General features: G+C 51.0%; 9 protein-coding genes. 8 read left to right on the forward strand and 1 reads right to left on the reverse strand.

The window, feature by feature from the left end:
• Window positions 1-21 precede the first annotated feature (21 nt).
• The 6 genes from SSARUM_RS07620 to SSARUM_RS07645 all read left to right on the forward strand — a co-directional run bounded on the left by SSARUM_RS07620 (window position 22) and on the right by SSARUM_RS07645 (window position 8,012).
• A complete protein-coding gene (locus tag SSARUM_RS07620; RefSeq protein WP_033637749.1) occupies window positions 22-1,083 on the forward strand; it encodes a glycosyltransferase family 4 protein in 1,062 nt (353 codons plus the stop codon).
• Window positions 1,080-2,144 (forward strand): glycosyltransferase, encoded by a 1,065-nt coding sequence (locus SSARUM_RS07625; protein ID WP_033637750.1) that lies wholly within the window; start codon window positions 1,080-1,082, stop codon window positions 2,142-2,144. Before SSARUM_RS07620 ends, SSARUM_RS07625 begins: the two co-directional genes overlap by 4 nt.
• Window positions 2,145-2,213: 69 nt before the next feature.
• Complete coding sequence (locus SSARUM_RS07630; protein ID WP_033646763.1) at window positions 2,214-3,629, forward strand: mannose-1-phosphate guanylyltransferase/mannose-6-phosphate isomerase; 1,416 nt, start codon at window positions 2,214-2,216, stop codon at window positions 3,627-3,629.
• 63 nt (window positions 3,630-3,692) lie between these two features.
• Window positions 3,693-5,066: a phosphomannomutase CpsG gene (gene cpsG / locus SSARUM_RS07635; RefSeq protein WP_033637752.1), complete on the forward strand. Its 1,374-nt coding sequence runs from the start codon at window positions 3,693-3,695 to the stop codon at window positions 5,064-5,066.
• Window positions 5,067-5,193: 127 nt separating this feature from the next.
• Window positions 5,194-6,588, forward strand: coding sequence for an undecaprenyl-phosphate glucose phosphotransferase (gene wcaJ / locus SSARUM_RS07640; protein ID WP_049213009.1), 1,395 nt, complete (start codon window positions 5,194-5,196; stop codon window positions 6,586-6,588).
• A gap of 98 nt (window positions 6,589-6,686) precedes the next feature.
• Entirely contained in the window at window positions 6,687-8,012 is a 1,326-nt protein-coding gene (locus SSARUM_RS07645) for a cellulase family glycosylhydrolase (protein WP_049213008.1), read from the forward strand.
• A 206-nt stretch (window positions 8,013-8,218) separates the two neighbouring features.
• Here the strand turns inward: SSARUM_RS07645 and SSARUM_RS07650 are convergent, their stop codons facing one another.
• Window positions 8,219-11,209: a beta strand repeat-containing protein gene (locus SSARUM_RS07650; RefSeq protein ID WP_060387484.1), complete on the reverse strand. Its 2,991-nt coding sequence runs from the start codon at window positions 11,207-11,209 to the stop codon at window positions 8,219-8,221.
• A gap of 636 nt (window positions 11,210-11,845) precedes the next feature.
• Here SSARUM_RS07650 and SSARUM_RS07655 point away from each other — a divergent pair.
• Entirely contained in the window at window positions 11,846-13,618 is a 1,773-nt protein-coding gene (locus SSARUM_RS07655; protein ID WP_033637754.1) for a type I secretion system permease/ATPase, read from the forward strand.
• A 52-nt stretch (window positions 13,619-13,670) separates the two neighbouring features.
• Window positions 13,671-15,002, forward strand: coding sequence for an HlyD family type I secretion periplasmic adaptor subunit (locus SSARUM_RS07660; protein WP_033646761.1), 1,332 nt, complete (start codon window positions 13,671-13,673; stop codon window positions 15,000-15,002).
• The last annotated feature ends 1 nt before the right edge of the window (window position 15,003 follow it).

Raw genomic sequence — 15,003 nt, forward strand, 5'->3', positions numbered from 1 at the left:
TTTAAAATTGCGAGGTAATTAATGATTTATGTCAATGCGCGATTCTTAACGCAGGATTTGACAGGGGTTCAGCGGTTCGCTCAGGAAATATGCCTTGCGCTGAGTAAGATTAGGCATGATATTGTTTTTGTCTCGCCACCTAACATTATTCACCACGATATCGCGTCGCAATTGAATGTTCAGGTGGTGGGTAAGAAAAGCGGTCACTTTTGGGAGCAGGTAGAGCTTCCTGCTTTTTTAAAGAAAAATAAAAGCCCGCTTCTAATAAATCTTTGCAATACGGCTCCGATCTTTTATCGTAATAAAATTGTTACTCATCACGATGTTATATATAAACGCTATCCGCAAAGTTACTCTGCAAAGTTTCGTTTCGTTTATAATAACTTTGTTCCCCTGATGTTGCGTCACAGTAAGGCGTTGATTACAGTTAGTGAATTTTCTAAAAAAGAAATTAGCCAGGCGTTTGACTACCCATTAAATAATATTTACGTAATCTATAATGCGGTGTCCGAGCAGTTTAAACCCATTGCGTCGGCATCCAATACAGAACGCCCTTATTTATTGGCCGTTTCGTCTCCAAATTATCATAAGAACTTTCATGGTCTGATTGCCGCTTTCTCTCAAATGGCAAACGGCCAGGATGTGACGCTGAAAATCATTGGGGCCGCCAACAAGAATTTCGCGGATGTTGGGTTTTCGACGGAAGGAACTGCAAGGAACGATAACATACAGTTTTTGGGGCGTGTGAGCGATCAACAGCTTGTAGAACTCTATTCTCATGCTCGCGCCTTTGTGTTCCCCTCTTTATATGAAGGGTTCGGCATTCCTCCGTTAGAAGCGCAGGCTTGTGGTTGTGCAGTAGTAGCGTCCAATCGGGCTTCTATGCCCGAGGTATTGTCGAAGAGTGCATTGTACTTTGATCCGGAAAACATCCTGGAAATGAAACAGGCACTGGAGCGGATTATGCAGGATGAAGCGTTGCGCCAAATTTTAATCGCTGAGGGATTTACGAATGTCAAACGTTTCGATTGGATGCGTTCGGCAGCAGCGTTGAGCGAGATAATGACGAGATCTATGCAATGAAAAAAAAAGTGCTGCATGTCGCCGAGACAGTGAAGGGTGGCGTCGCTACGGTAATTAGACAACTTGTACAGCAAAATGATGAATTTGATTTTTACTGTGTGTTGCCCGATAGTCAATATCGTGAGATTGGCGCTTTCCCCGCAGAAAAAATGAAGGTATTTACGCGGACAGGGAGAAATATTTCTTCGTTTATCTCTTTGGCTATTAACTATATCCAGATGGTACGTAAAGAAAAACCGGATGTCATTCACGTCCACAGTACTTTTGCGGGGGTTGTTTGCCGGCTGTTAACGCCATTGGTAAGAATGACATGCAGGCCTAAAATTATTTATTGTCCGCATGCTTTTTCTTTCCTGATGGACACATCAGAAAAGAAAAAGAAGGTTTATGCCAAGATAGAGAAAATTCTGCAAAAGAATACCGATGTTATCATCTGTACCAGCGAATATGAGAAACGAACGGCACTGATGGCCGGGTTGAGTCCTGATAATTTGACTGTGGTATATAATGGCGTTGAACCCCCTGTAACGCTGTCGGATGATACCAATCCTTATCGCCAAGATAAAATAAATATATTGTTTGTCGGCCGTTTTGATTATCAAAAAGGATTTGATTTGGTTCAGCGGATTGCCGACGAATTGGATGACAGATTTTTAATCACGATCGTCGGCGGCAATGTACACGCAAAAGAGCAACCGGCATCACATGCCCGGATGGATTTTAAAGGTTGGTTGACTTCGGCAGAAATGGCGCCTTATTTCACCTACGCCGACGTGTTGTTGATGCCAAGCCGATGGGAGTCGTTCGGTCTGGTCGCCGTTGAAGCTGAAAGCTATGGGTTGCCCGTTGTCGCCAGCCGCTGCAGTTCATTGCCGGAGGTGGTGAGCGAAGGCGTTACGGGGTATCTGTTTACGACCAATCAGGCCGATGAGGCCGTTGAGATATTGAATGCTCGCGACCAACGCGATTGGAGTGCAATGAAAGTTGACTGTGTCGATTTCTACAATGCTAATTTTACTTCAGAAAAAATGATATCCAATACTTATCGTCATTACAGATAATCGATACATCCGTTTTTTGGAATGAAAATAATTTTTTTTACTATTTATATTTAATCGGTGAGAGTAAAAATGAGTAACCTTTATCCTGTTATTATGGCTGGGGGAACAGGGAGTCGCCTGTGGCCGCTTTCTCGTGAATTATTCCCCAAACAGTTCTTAGCGCTGTGCAATGAATTTTCCATGTTGCAAACGACAGTCATGCGGCTTAAAGGGTTAGAGATTATTAATCCTCTTGTTATATGTAACGAAGAGCATCGTTTTATCGTGGCCGAACAACTGCGCCAAATCACGCGTTTATCGCATAATATTATTCTGGAGCCGGTAGGGCGTAATACGGCGCCGGCGATTGCGCTTGCCGCTTTGCAGGCGGTTTCCAGCGGTGACGATCCGCTCATGTTGGTATTGGCCGCGGATCACGTCATTCAGGACGAAGCGATTTTCCGCGATGCGGTCAATCAGGCAATTCCCTATGCTGAAGCGGGAAAACTGGCTACTTTCGGCATCGTTCCGACGGGCCCGGAAACGGGCTATGGGTATATTCAAAAAGGTGCCAGCGTCGACGGTTCCAGTATCTGCGGCGTTTCGCGCTTTGTCGAAAAGCCTAATCTTGAAACGGCGCAGCAGTATCTGGCCAGCGGCGACTATCTCTGGAATAGCGGTATGTTTTTGTTCAAAGCCAGCCGTTACCTGGAAGAATTAGGCCGTTTCCGCCCAGATATTCTGGACGCGTGTAAGCAGTCGCTTGCGCATTTGACCCCCGATATGGACTTTATCCGCGTTGACCGAGATGCATTCATTGCCTGCCCGGATGAGTCTGTCGATTATGCCGTGATGGAACAAACTGCCGATGCTGTCGTCGTACCCCTGGATGCGGGATGGAATGACGTGGGATCATGGTCTGCGTTGTGGGAAATCAGTGAAAAAGACACAAAAGGGAACTCTACTTTCGGTGATGTTCTTGAGCATAACTGTTCAAATAACTATATTCGCGCGGAGCATAAATTGGTGGCCGCTGTCGGGGTGACCAATTTGGTTGTGGTTGAAACCAAAGATGCCGTGTTGATTGCCGATAAAGATAACGTCCAAGACGTAAAAGAAATCGTCAACCAACTGAAGCGACAAAAGCGTTCCGAAAGCAAACAGCACCGTGAAGTTTATCGTCCGTGGGGCAAACATGATGCGATTGCGCAGGGCGATCGCTTCCAGGTGCGCCGCATTACTGTAAAGCCAGGCGAGAAATTGTCCTTGCAGATGCACCATCATCGTTCGGAACACTGGGTAGTGGTGTCAGGCACTGCCAAAGTGCATACCAATGGTAAAATGCAACTGATCAGTGAAAACGAATCCGTTTATATCCCTCTTGGGGTCGAACATTCTCTCGAAAACCCGGGAAAAATCCCGCTTGATTTGATTGAGATTCAGTCGGGTGCCTATTTGGGAGAAGACGATATCGTGCGAATCGGCGACTCCGCTCAGCATAATTAATCATTTTGGTGCGGTGGATATTTGAGCCGCATCACTGTATTTACGTTTGGTAAGGATCTCAACATGTCTCAATCATTGACTTGTTTCAAAGCATACGACATTCGCGGGCAGCTGGGTGAAGAGCTGAACAACGATATTGCCTATCGTGTCGGCCGTGCATATGGGGAGTTTTTGCAACCTAAAAGCGTTGTCGTCGGGGGAGACATCCGTTTGACCAGCGAGGAACTGAAACTCGCGTTGGCGGAAGGGCTGCGCGATGCCGGGGTTAATGTTCTGGATATTGGCGTCAGTGGAACGGAAGAAATTTATTTTGCCACTTTCCACTTAGGTCTCGATGGCGGCATAGAAGTGACGGCCAGTCATAATCCTATGGATTACAACGGAATGAAGCTGGTGCGTAGCCAGGCTAAACCGATCAGCGGCGATACCGGTTTGCGCGATATTCAGCGTTTGGCAGAAGATAATAACTTCGCTGCGGTTGATCCGACCCGACGCGGCAGCTACGAAACAATATCGATTGAAAAAGAATATGTGGATCATCTGCTGAGCTATGTGAATACGGCTAACTTCAAACCGTTGAAGCTGGTCGTCAACTCCGGCAACGGCGCTGCAGGTCACGTTATCGATGCTGTCGAATCGCGTTTCAAGCAGCTTCAGGTGCCGGTTGAATTTATCAAGGTTCACCACCAGCCTGACGGCAATTTCCCCAACGGTATCCCTAACCCGCTGCTGCCGGAGTGTCGGGAAGATACGGCGCAAGCAGTGCGTGCGCACAAGGCGGATATGGGAATCGCGTTTGACGGTGATTTCGATCGCTGCTTCTTGTTCGATGAACACGGCGGATTCATTGAAGGTTACTATATCGTTGGCTTGTTGGCGGAGGCGTTCCTGGAGAAAGACGCTGGGGCGAAGATCATTCATGACCCGCGCTTGAGCTGGAACACCATCGACGTGGTCAAGCAGGCAGGCGGGGTGCCGGTGATGTCGAAAACGGGCCATGCATTCATTAAAGAGCGTATGCGCCTGGAAGATGCCGTTTACGGTGGTGAGATGAGCGCCCACCATTACTTCCGCGACTTTTCATATTGCGACAGCGGCATGATCCCATGGTTGTTGGTTGCTGAGTTGCTGTGCATTAAAAACAAGACGCTCGGGGAGTTGGTCGGGGATCGGATGATCGCTTATCCAGCATCGGGTGAAATTAACAGCAAACTGCAAGATCCAAAAGCTGCAATTGAAAGAGTACTCAATCGCTATCAGCCTTCGGCACTGGAATTTGATACGACCGATGGCATTAGTCTGGAATTTGCAGACTGGCGATTTAATTTACGTAGCTCAAATACTGAGCCGGTGGTGCGTTTGAATGTCGAATCACGAGCCAATCCTGCACTGATGCAGCAAAAAACAGAGGAAATACTGGCCTTGCTTCGACGCTGATCTCTGGTTTTAAAGCTATATTTTAATGCTGGGCGAGCGGTATATGCCCAGCGTTGTGAAGCGATATAGGTACCAGAGAAAACTAACAAAAGGCATCTATACTATGATAGTTAATAGGCAGTTATCTATGAACGGTTTCCGTCGGGGCGTGTTGCATACTAATGCGTCTCTTACTTCAATGCTTCAGCGCTTCTCTGATATTTTCGTTATCTTTAGCGGGCTGTACTTGTCTTGCCTAATCTCCGGTGCCGCATTTAGCGTGCAGCACTGGATTATGGTATTAATATCGATCGTTATCTTCCAAATGATTGGTGGGATTACTGACTTTTATCGTTCGTGGCGTGGTGTGCGTGCGGGGCTGGAGATCCAGCTCATTTTGCAAAACTGGTCGCTGAGCCTGCTGTTGACCTCAGGAACGGTGGCGTTGATAAATGTCTTCAATAACGAGTATTCCGTCTATATCCAATGGTATCTGCTGGTCTGCTGCGGTTTGGTCATTACGCGCAGCGTGATCCGGCTGCTCTTGGGATACATGCGCAATATTGGTTTCAATACCCGTAATGTGGCCATCATGGGCGCGATGCCCGTCGGTATTCGTCTGGCAGAATCTTTACGTGACGCGCACTGGATGGGATTTAAAGTGTTGGGCATTTACGACAACGATAATTCTCCGTTGAACAGCAAAATCGAACGCTGCGGCGACTTGTCTCAGCTCGTGAGCGACGCGAAAAGTGGCCGTATCGATAGGGTCTATATCGCAATGTCGATGGAGCAGGAAAAATTGATCAAAGATACGATCGCGGATCTTTCTGATACGACCTGCTCAGTGATGCTGATCCCGGATATCTTTACGTTCAACATATTACAGTCACGATCGGAAGAGATTAATGGCGTTCCCGTCGTTTCGTTATTCGATACGCCAATGAGCGGGGTTAATCAGGTAATTAAGCGTATTGAAGACATCATTCTGTCAATATTTATTTTGCTGTTCATTTCTCCGGTTCTGTTGCTGATCGCCTGCATGGTCAAATTTACCTCTTCCGGGCCCATCATTTTCAAACAAAGGCGTTATGGCATGGATGGCAAGGCCATCGAGGTATGGAAATTCCGCTCGATGACCGTGATGGAAGATGGCGATAAAGTCGTTCAAGCGAAAAAAGGGGACGCGCGCCTGACGCCGGTCGGCTCCTTCTTGCGTCGTACCTCTCTGGATGAATTGCCGCAATTTGTCAATGTACTGAAAGGCGACATGTCGATTGTAGGCCCAAGGCCGCATGCCGTGGCACATAATGAACAGTATAGAAAGTTGATCAACGGCTATATGCTGCGCCATAAAATGAAGCCGGGTATCACGGGGTGGGCGCAGATCAACGGTTGGCGTGGCGAGACGGATACGTTGGAAAAAATGCAAAAGCGCGTTGAGTTCGATCTCGACTACATCCGTAACTGGAGCGTTTGGTTGGACATTAAAATCGTCTTCCTGACCATTTTCAAGGGATTCATTAATAAAGCGGCGTATTAGATTTTCTTTAAGGATGTCGCGCCTGGGAAATGTGGATTTCCTGATCTCTGGGGATGTTGAGACAGTTCATTTTTCTTTTAAAACTGGAGGTCGGTCAGATGTTGACTAAAACAAACCGTAAACTGAGGTGCTGGAAGGGGGCGGCTTCATCGCTGGCCTTCGCATTGCCGCTGATGTTTATCAGTGCGAACGCCTTGGCTTTCGAAGTCGGGGTTCATGCGCATTTTCGCTGGTATCCCAACGATCCGGATAAATATTTGGATCTGATTAAGCGTTACGGTTTCACGTCGTATCGAGCGGATTTTCCCTGGAGCGGATTGGAACAGCAAAAAGGGCAGTATGTCATAACCGGCAATATGCAAAAGGCCGACCAAGCGTTTAACGATGCCCAGGCAAAATTTGGTCTGAATGGGTTATTAGTATTGGCGTACGGTAACAAACTCTACGATCCATCGGGTTATCCAACGACGCCTGAAGCCATTCAGGCTTTTGCCAACTACGCGTATTGGACGGCCTCCAAATATAAAGGCAAGATCAAGTATTACGAGATCTGGAACGAATGGACGAATGCCACTGCGATTAAGCCGAAGCCGCGCACGCCACCGCCGCCGGAGATTTTTGTCGCGTTGGTGAAAGCTACGGCTGCTGCGGTTCGAAAGGCCGATCCCAACGCAATTGTCATTACGGGAACGGCCAACCCAACAGGAACTCGCGATCCTTCCTGGGTTGATAACATCGTTAAACTCGGCGTGTTGAATTACGTTGATGGTTTCTCCATCCACCCTTACTCCTATGGCAACGATAATTACGCTATACGGGCCCCTGAGGGGAACCTCGGCGTCGTGGATAAATTCGAGGCTCGGCTTGCAAAGGCAGCAGGTAAGACGGTGCCGATTTATATCACTGAAATCGGCGTGCCAACCTATGACGGTAAAGGCGGGTTATCAAAAGATGTGGCTGCGCAATATGTGGTGAAATATACTTTCCTGGCCAAATCGCGGCCCTTTATCAAAGGGATATGGTGGTACGATTTGCTCGATGATGGAGACAACCCGAAAATCAATGAACATCGATTTGGGCTGCTGACGAGAAACGGTCAACCGAAGCCGTCGATGCTGGCTTTAAGTAAGGTCGCAGATGTTGCGCGATCGTATTCCGTTGAGAAATACCAAGTGCTGCCGGGCGGTAAAATTTCCATCGCATTGAAAGGGAATAATCAACATGCGATGCTATTCTGGCAGGAAAAACCGGTGGCTAAGCCTGCCAGCGGTATTTCTTCAGGCTTGCGTAGTTTTATGGCGAGTGAGGCGCCGCAAAACCAAAGTGCTACGCCGCTCAAAGAGGTTCAGGGGAATACGGCTGCACCCGATGGCGATGTACCGGTAATGATGCGCTCCAGTGCTCCGATTGCCTCGCCCTGGTAGGCAGGCTGTGAGTAAAAAACCGCAAGCTTATTAAGCTTGCGGTTTTTTTTTGTCCAGCGTCATAAGCGGCTTGCTGCTTCGCCATTCGCCTGCATTTGCCGCCTATAAAAAAGCCAGCCGGCATAGCCGGCTGGCATCAGTATATAACTGCCGTTCTCCATGCGGCCCTGAATAAATAATCAGGGCGCTTGGTGAAGGCGTTACGCTTACGCGTAGTGCAACGTATCCACCAATTGCTGGTGGTTTTGCCCAGTCAGGTATACCACGGTATCGTTGAGGTCCAGCGAGTGGTTATCGTTGTTGTCGATAATCACGTAAGAGCTGGCAGTGTTACCGCCACCGCTGAATACAACGGATGCCACACCCACTTTCGACGTCAGCGAGTTGCTGCTATCCAGGCCAAGAATACCGCCCAGCAGGCCGATAACGCCATTGGTCAAACCGCCCACCAGTGTCCCCAACAATGCATCCAACGTGTCGGCAGAACGCGTACCGTAGTTCGCTACCGCGGTGCCGCTGGCGTCATCGGAGATAGTCAGGCCGCCATGGTTCACGTCGACAATCGAGTCCTTGAGGCTATTAAAGTCCTTGATGGTCACACCCGCCTGCGTGTTACTGGCCTTGATGTCGTAGGTGTTGGCACCTGCGCCGCCGGTCAGCGTGGTGTTGCCAATCACGCCCAGAGTATCGGCAGCACTGGAACCTTCTACGGTCATTTGGTAACCGTTCAGGCCCAACGCCGTCAACACCGGTGCCAACAGGTTGGTGGTGATAACGCTCAGCGGCAGAATGTTCAGCAACTGAATGATGATACCGTCACCGGTACCGCCATGGCTGGAGTCGAGATTCAGCCCCGCGGTATTGGTGGACGCATTGATATCACGCACGTTGCTGAAACCGCTGCCCACCGTCAGATCCAGCGCGTGATCACCGGTCACGTTGATGGTCTGAACCTGCGCATTGGTGCCGGCCAATGACAGAATATTGTCAAAGCTGCCGGTACCGCCCGAGGCTACGTTCACCGTACTCAATGCAGTACCGCCAATCAGGCTGCTGCTGCTGTTGAGGGTGATGGCACCGGCGTTCACATTGGCGGAACTCACCGCATCGAAGTTGATGTCGAAGTGATTGGTGGCATTCTGGACGAAGGTAAAGTTCAGCGTGCTGGCAGCGGTCGCGTCCCCTTTCACTGCCAACTGCGCGGCGTTGCCGCCGGCGGCGTTGATGACGTTGACGTTAGCCAGACCGGAGACCACAAACCCCTGAGTGCCCAGATTGGTGGCCGCTGCGTTCTGCGTAACCGTGCCGCCGGTGGTGCCTTCGACCGTGGACGTGCCGTTGGTCAGGCCAAAGTCAAAGGTGTTGTTTGGCGTGGTCACGCTGGTGGTAGTCGGTGAACCGATCAGCGGCGTCGTAATCAGCGTACCGACGGACTTGCCGATATAGCCGGTCAGGTCGATCTGCTCGAAGTTCGAGAAGTTGTTGGCGTTGCTGGTCACGGTGCTGGTACGAACGCCCAGGGCGTTTTGGTTGGTCACCACGGTTTTGGTGATGAAGTTGGCGGAGATGGAGTCCGTACCCGCGCCGCCATTAGCGGAGATGCCGGCGCCGACGGTGTTGGCTGCGCCGGTTGCCGCATTCCCCGCCCATTTCAGCGAGTCGTTGCCGTTGCCAAGGTTAAAGTCGCCGGTGCCCGTGGCGATGTTGGCCGTCGACGTCACGATGACATCATCATTCCCGGAACTGGCGTTCAGAATCACGTTGCCATTGTTAACGGTAATATCGACACCAGGGTTAACCCCGTTGTCAGACAGGTTGACCGTTGCTGCACTGGTGCCGTTGATGGTCAGATTCGCCAGGTGGTCGGCGAACTTCAGGTTCACGATGCTGGCGGCATTGGCGTTCAGTTGCACATCCGTCAACACTGCCGTTTCGGCATTGCTAATTTGGTGAGATGCGCCGGTGTTGACGGTGCCCGTCGCGTTGCCGCCGGCGGCCGTTGCCGTCAGAGACGCCGCGGTTTTGTACAGCAGGCTGGTACCGATATCGTATTCGAAGCCATGCTGCTGAGTGACGGTGGCACTGTCAGTGGCGACGGAGCTGCGCAGGTCGTTGATAATGGCCTGCGTGATGGCCGTTTTGCTCCCCAGCGCACCATAGCTGGCTAATTGCGCAGCGGTGGCGGCGGTGCCATGCACCAGGGTAAAGATATGCTGAACAAAATCATCGCCAGTCAATTGAGCGCCTTTCTTTTGCGACTCTGCTGAATTGATCAGGGTAGTGATGACCTGTGCATAAGTTTTACCGGCAAACAGTTCTTTGCTCCAGGTGTCCAGCCCGCGGGCATCGACGCCACGGCCAGGAATTGCCAGGAAGGCCGCTGCGACTTGTTCTTGATAGTTCAGAGCCGGCAGTTCACCCGGTTGCCACACGTGTGTCGCCGCCTGGAAGTGCTGTTGGGCCGTGGTATCGCCGGCGGCAACGGTGCCCTTCAGTGCTGCGATCACTTGAGCTACGACGTCGCCGCGAGTCGAGCCGCCACTCAGCAAGGCGAGATAGCTGCTGCTTTCGGCCGAAGTTGGTGCGCGTTCATAGCTGTTTTGGAAGATGGCGTTGATGAAATCGCTATCGCTTAACGTTTTCAGCGGGCTGTTGTTCACGAAGGTTTGTGCGACCGCCGCCAGCGTTTTGCTGCCCTGCGCCAATACGGTTCCCCAGTAGGTAATGCCGTCCTGAGTTTGCGTTAAGCCCACGACATGGAAAACACCCTGTACGTCAGCTGCGCCGGCCGACGATGCGGCTGTCGCGACAGGGAACAGGGTTTTTTCGACTTGAGCTTCGAAATTGCTCTGTGCTGTCAGCAGCGTTGAATCAAAACCGCTGTAGCTAAGTACGTCGTTAATCACCTTGGCAACAACGGATGCCGTGGTGGGGTTGCCCGCTAAAAGATCGGCAAGCACGCTGCTGCTGGGGGCACTGCCGTTCACTGCGGTGTAGACCTTGGTTACGATTTGAGAAGCCGTCAGACCGTTCAGGCTTGAGGTGCCGGTAATGAATTTTTGCGCAACTTGCTCCAGAGAAAGTGCAGAAGTTTCAATTTTCTGCGAGTAGTAATCTAACGCCGCGGTATCAATATTCTTTCCAGAGATTGCAAGGAAAAAAGCAGCCGCTTTTTGCTGTGCTACTAATGTGGCCATACGTTACCCCTTTGGATGTACCCATTTTCTACGGACATAAGAAAGATGTGACCGGCCCCCCATAGCCGTGCCAGGAAGAGGTTTGGTCAGATTTTTTAGTATTAAAGCTTGTGAAAACAACGGCATATAAAAATGACATACTAATGCCAATTGTTGCTTTCACGTTTTAATCAAAGGAGCTGATGAGATTTTTGTCAAGGCTATAGGATTTTTTTTATTTCTATTGTTTTGGTTTTTCTATAACTAATTGTGTTGTCAATTAATCCTGCGTTTTTGTCGCAGTGGATTAATATTTTTTATGAGTGAAATGATTTTGGTTGGTTTTTTAACTGTGGGGATTATTAGATTTCTAATTATTTCCAGTGGTGGCGGTTTGACTTTGCCGGGGCGTGGGAAAGGGGGGCGGTGTCCTGTCATTCAGGTTTGGGTAACTTTTTGCTTTATATTGGTTTTTTTTTGAATTTTTGAGGAATGTTTTTTTCGTCTGCCGCCTTGCTGGAATTCCAAATGTGTATCTATAGTTAATGAAAAAGCAGCTGCAGTCTTGAGCATGTTTGGGGGCTTTTTTTGTGAGGTTAATCTCATAAAAATCAATGCGGATTTTGACTGACAGTGCACATGATGTAAGGGCAGAAAGTGAATCAATTTATACCGCGCAATGAAATTGCGGATGTTATACGGACTCGCAGCAAGGTTTTCTGGACCGTTGGCATATTTACCGCATTTATTAATTTATTAATGCTAGTTCCTTCTATCTATATGCTCCAGGTTTATGACCGGGTGCTTCCTTCTCGCAATGAAATCACGCTGTTGATGCTGACGCTGATCATGCTGGGCATGTTCGGCATGATGTCGCTGTTGGAATACGTGCGCAGCATGGTGGTGATCCGTATCGGCAGCCAGCTGGATATGCGGCTCAACACGCGAGTCTATACCGCGGCCTACGAGGCGAATCTGAAAAACGGCTCGTCTGATGCCGGCCAGATGCTGAGCGATTTGACCAATCTGCGCCAATTCCTCACCGGCAGCGCGCTGTTCGCCTTCTTTGATGCGCCGTGGTTTCCAATCTATCTGTTGGTGATATTCCTCTTTAACCCTTGGTTGGGGCTTTTCGCTCTGGTCGGTGCGCTGTTGCTGATCGCATTGGCGGTGATCAACGAAATGGTGTCGAAAAAGCCGCTGGCGGAAGCCAGCAAGCTGTCGATTATGTCCGGGACGCTGGCCAGCACCAATCTGCGCAATGCCGAAGTGATCGAAGCTTTGGGGATGTTGCCCAACCTGAAACGCCGGTGGTTCGGTCTGCACCAGCGGTTCTTGAACAGTCAGCGCATCGCCAGCGAACGCGCATCGCGGGTCACGTCGATCACCAAGTTTGTGCGCATGTCGCTGCAATCATTGGTGCTGGGGCTGGGGGGCTGGCTGGCGATCGATGGGCACATCACGCCCGGTATGATGATAGCCGGTTCCATTCTGATGGGGCGAACCCTGGCGCCGATTGAGCAGGTTATTAACGTCTGGAAGAGCTACAGCGCGGCGAAGCTTTCTTATGGCCGGTTGGTCAAGCTGCTGGAAACGCATCCGCAACGGGGTACCGGCATGTCCTTGCCGCGCCCGGAAGGGGTGCTGGCCGTAGAAGGCGTCACCGCCACGCCGCCGGGATCCCAAGGCGATGCGGTATTGCATAACGTGAGTTTTGCCATCCAGCCCGGTGACGTGCTGGGGATCATTGGCCCGAGCGCGTCGGGGAAATCGACGCTGGCGCGTTTGCTGGTCGGCATTTGGCCGGTCAGCGAAGGGATTGTTCGGTTGGATAATGCCGACATCTATCAGTGGAACAAGGATGAGTTGGGGCCGTATATCGGCTATCTGCCACAGGACATTGAGCTGTTTGCCGGGACTATCGCCGAGAATATCGCCCGCTTTAACGATATTGACTCAGAGAAAGTCATTGAAGCCGCCAAGCTGGCCGGCGTGCACGAACTGATCCTGCGTTTCCCTAACGGCTACGATTCGGTGCTCGGCAACGGTGGCGCTGGGCTTTCCGGTGGACAGAAACAGCGTATCGGCCTGGCGCGCGCATTGTATGGCGACCCTTCGCTGGTGGTATTGGATGAGCCTAACTCCAACCTGGATGATGCGGGCGAGAAAGCGTTGAACCAGGCCATTATGTTCCTCAAGCAACGTAATAAAACGGTGGTTCTGATTACCCATCGCACCAATTTGCTGTCGATGACCAGCAAGCTGTTGCTCCTGGTAAATGGCAACGTCAACGCATTCGGCCCGACTCAACAAGTGCTTCAGGCGTTAGCCAATGCGCAAAAAGCGCAGGCGCAACCGCCTCAGCAAGCGGTGAGGGCGGTAAATTCCGAGCCGGATGAAGGCAATATCCCGAAAACGCAAATTAATTAAGCCGTGAATTGCCTGGCGGCTTTATTGCCGTCCGCAGTTTAAAGGAGTTGGTATGTCGACGCACATTGGCGAGCCGCAAGACTCGTATATTGAAGAGATCCCGCAGGATGAACGGCGGTTTACCCGGATGGGCTGGCTGGTCGTGGGAATTGGTCTGTTCGGATTTTTGGCCTGGGCAGCGTTCGCGCCTCTGGATAAAGGGGTGGCATCGCCGGGATCGGTAACCGTTTCCGGCAACCGCAAAACGGTGCAGGCCCCGGCCAGCGGCATCATCAAGAATATCGCGGTGAAAGACGGCGACAAGGTGAAAGCCGGAGAAGTCCTGGTGCAGTTGAGCCAGGTGCAGGCACAGGCGCAGGTCGATTCCCTGCGCGACCAGTACTACACCACGCTGGCCACCGAAGGGCGTTTACTCGCCGAGCGCGACGGTCTGAGCAACGTCACTTTTTCCCCTATTTTTGCCCAGATCAAAACTCAGCCGCGCGTGGCTGAAATCATCGCGTTGCAAACGCAGCTGTTCGCCTCCCGCCGCCAGGGGCTGCAAAGTGAAATTGACGGTTATAAGCAGTCGATGGACGGGATTCGTTTCCAATTGAAAGGCCTGCAGGATTCGCGCGCCAACAAGCAGATTCAACTTTCCAGCCTGCGTGAGCAGATGAACAGCATGAAGCAACTGGCGGCGGACGGCTACCTGCCGCGCAACCGCTACCTGGAAGTGCAGCGTCAGTTTGCCGAGGTGAACAGCAGCATCGATGAAACCGTCGGGCGGATTGGCCAGCTGCAAAAGCAGCTGCAGGAATCTCAGCAGCGTATCGACCAGCGTTCCGCCGACTATCAGCGCGAGGTCAGAACGCAACTGGCGCAAACCCAAATGGACGCCAGCGAGTTTCGCAATAAGCTGCAAATGGCCGATTTCGATCTGGGCAACACTGCCATCACCTCACCGGTGGACGGCACCGTGGTCGGATTGAATATCTTCACTCAGGGGGGCGTCGTGGGAGCGGGTGACCACCTGATGGACGTTGTACCCAGCCAGGCGACATTGGTGGTGGATTCTCGCCTCAAAGTCGACCTGATCGATAAGGTGTACAACGGGTTGCCGGTGGATCTGATGTTTACCGCCTTCAACCAAAACAAAACCCCGAAAATTCCGGGAACGGTCACGTTGGTTTCCGCCGATCGCCTGGTCGACAAAGCCAACGGCGAGCCTTACTACCAGATGCAGGTCACGGTCTCGCCGGAGGGCATGAAGATGCTCAGTGGCGAGGACATCAAGCCGGGGATGCCGGTGGAGGTGTTCGTGAAAACGGGGTCGCGCTCGCTGCTGAGCTATCTGTTTAAACCTATTTTGGATCGCGCTCATACTTCATTAACCGAGGAATAAT

Origin of the sequence: Serratia sarumanii, from assembly GCF_029962605.1 — a bacterium.
GTDB classification, from domain to species: Bacteria; Pseudomonadota; Gammaproteobacteria; order Enterobacterales; family Enterobacteriaceae; genus Serratia; species Serratia sarumanii.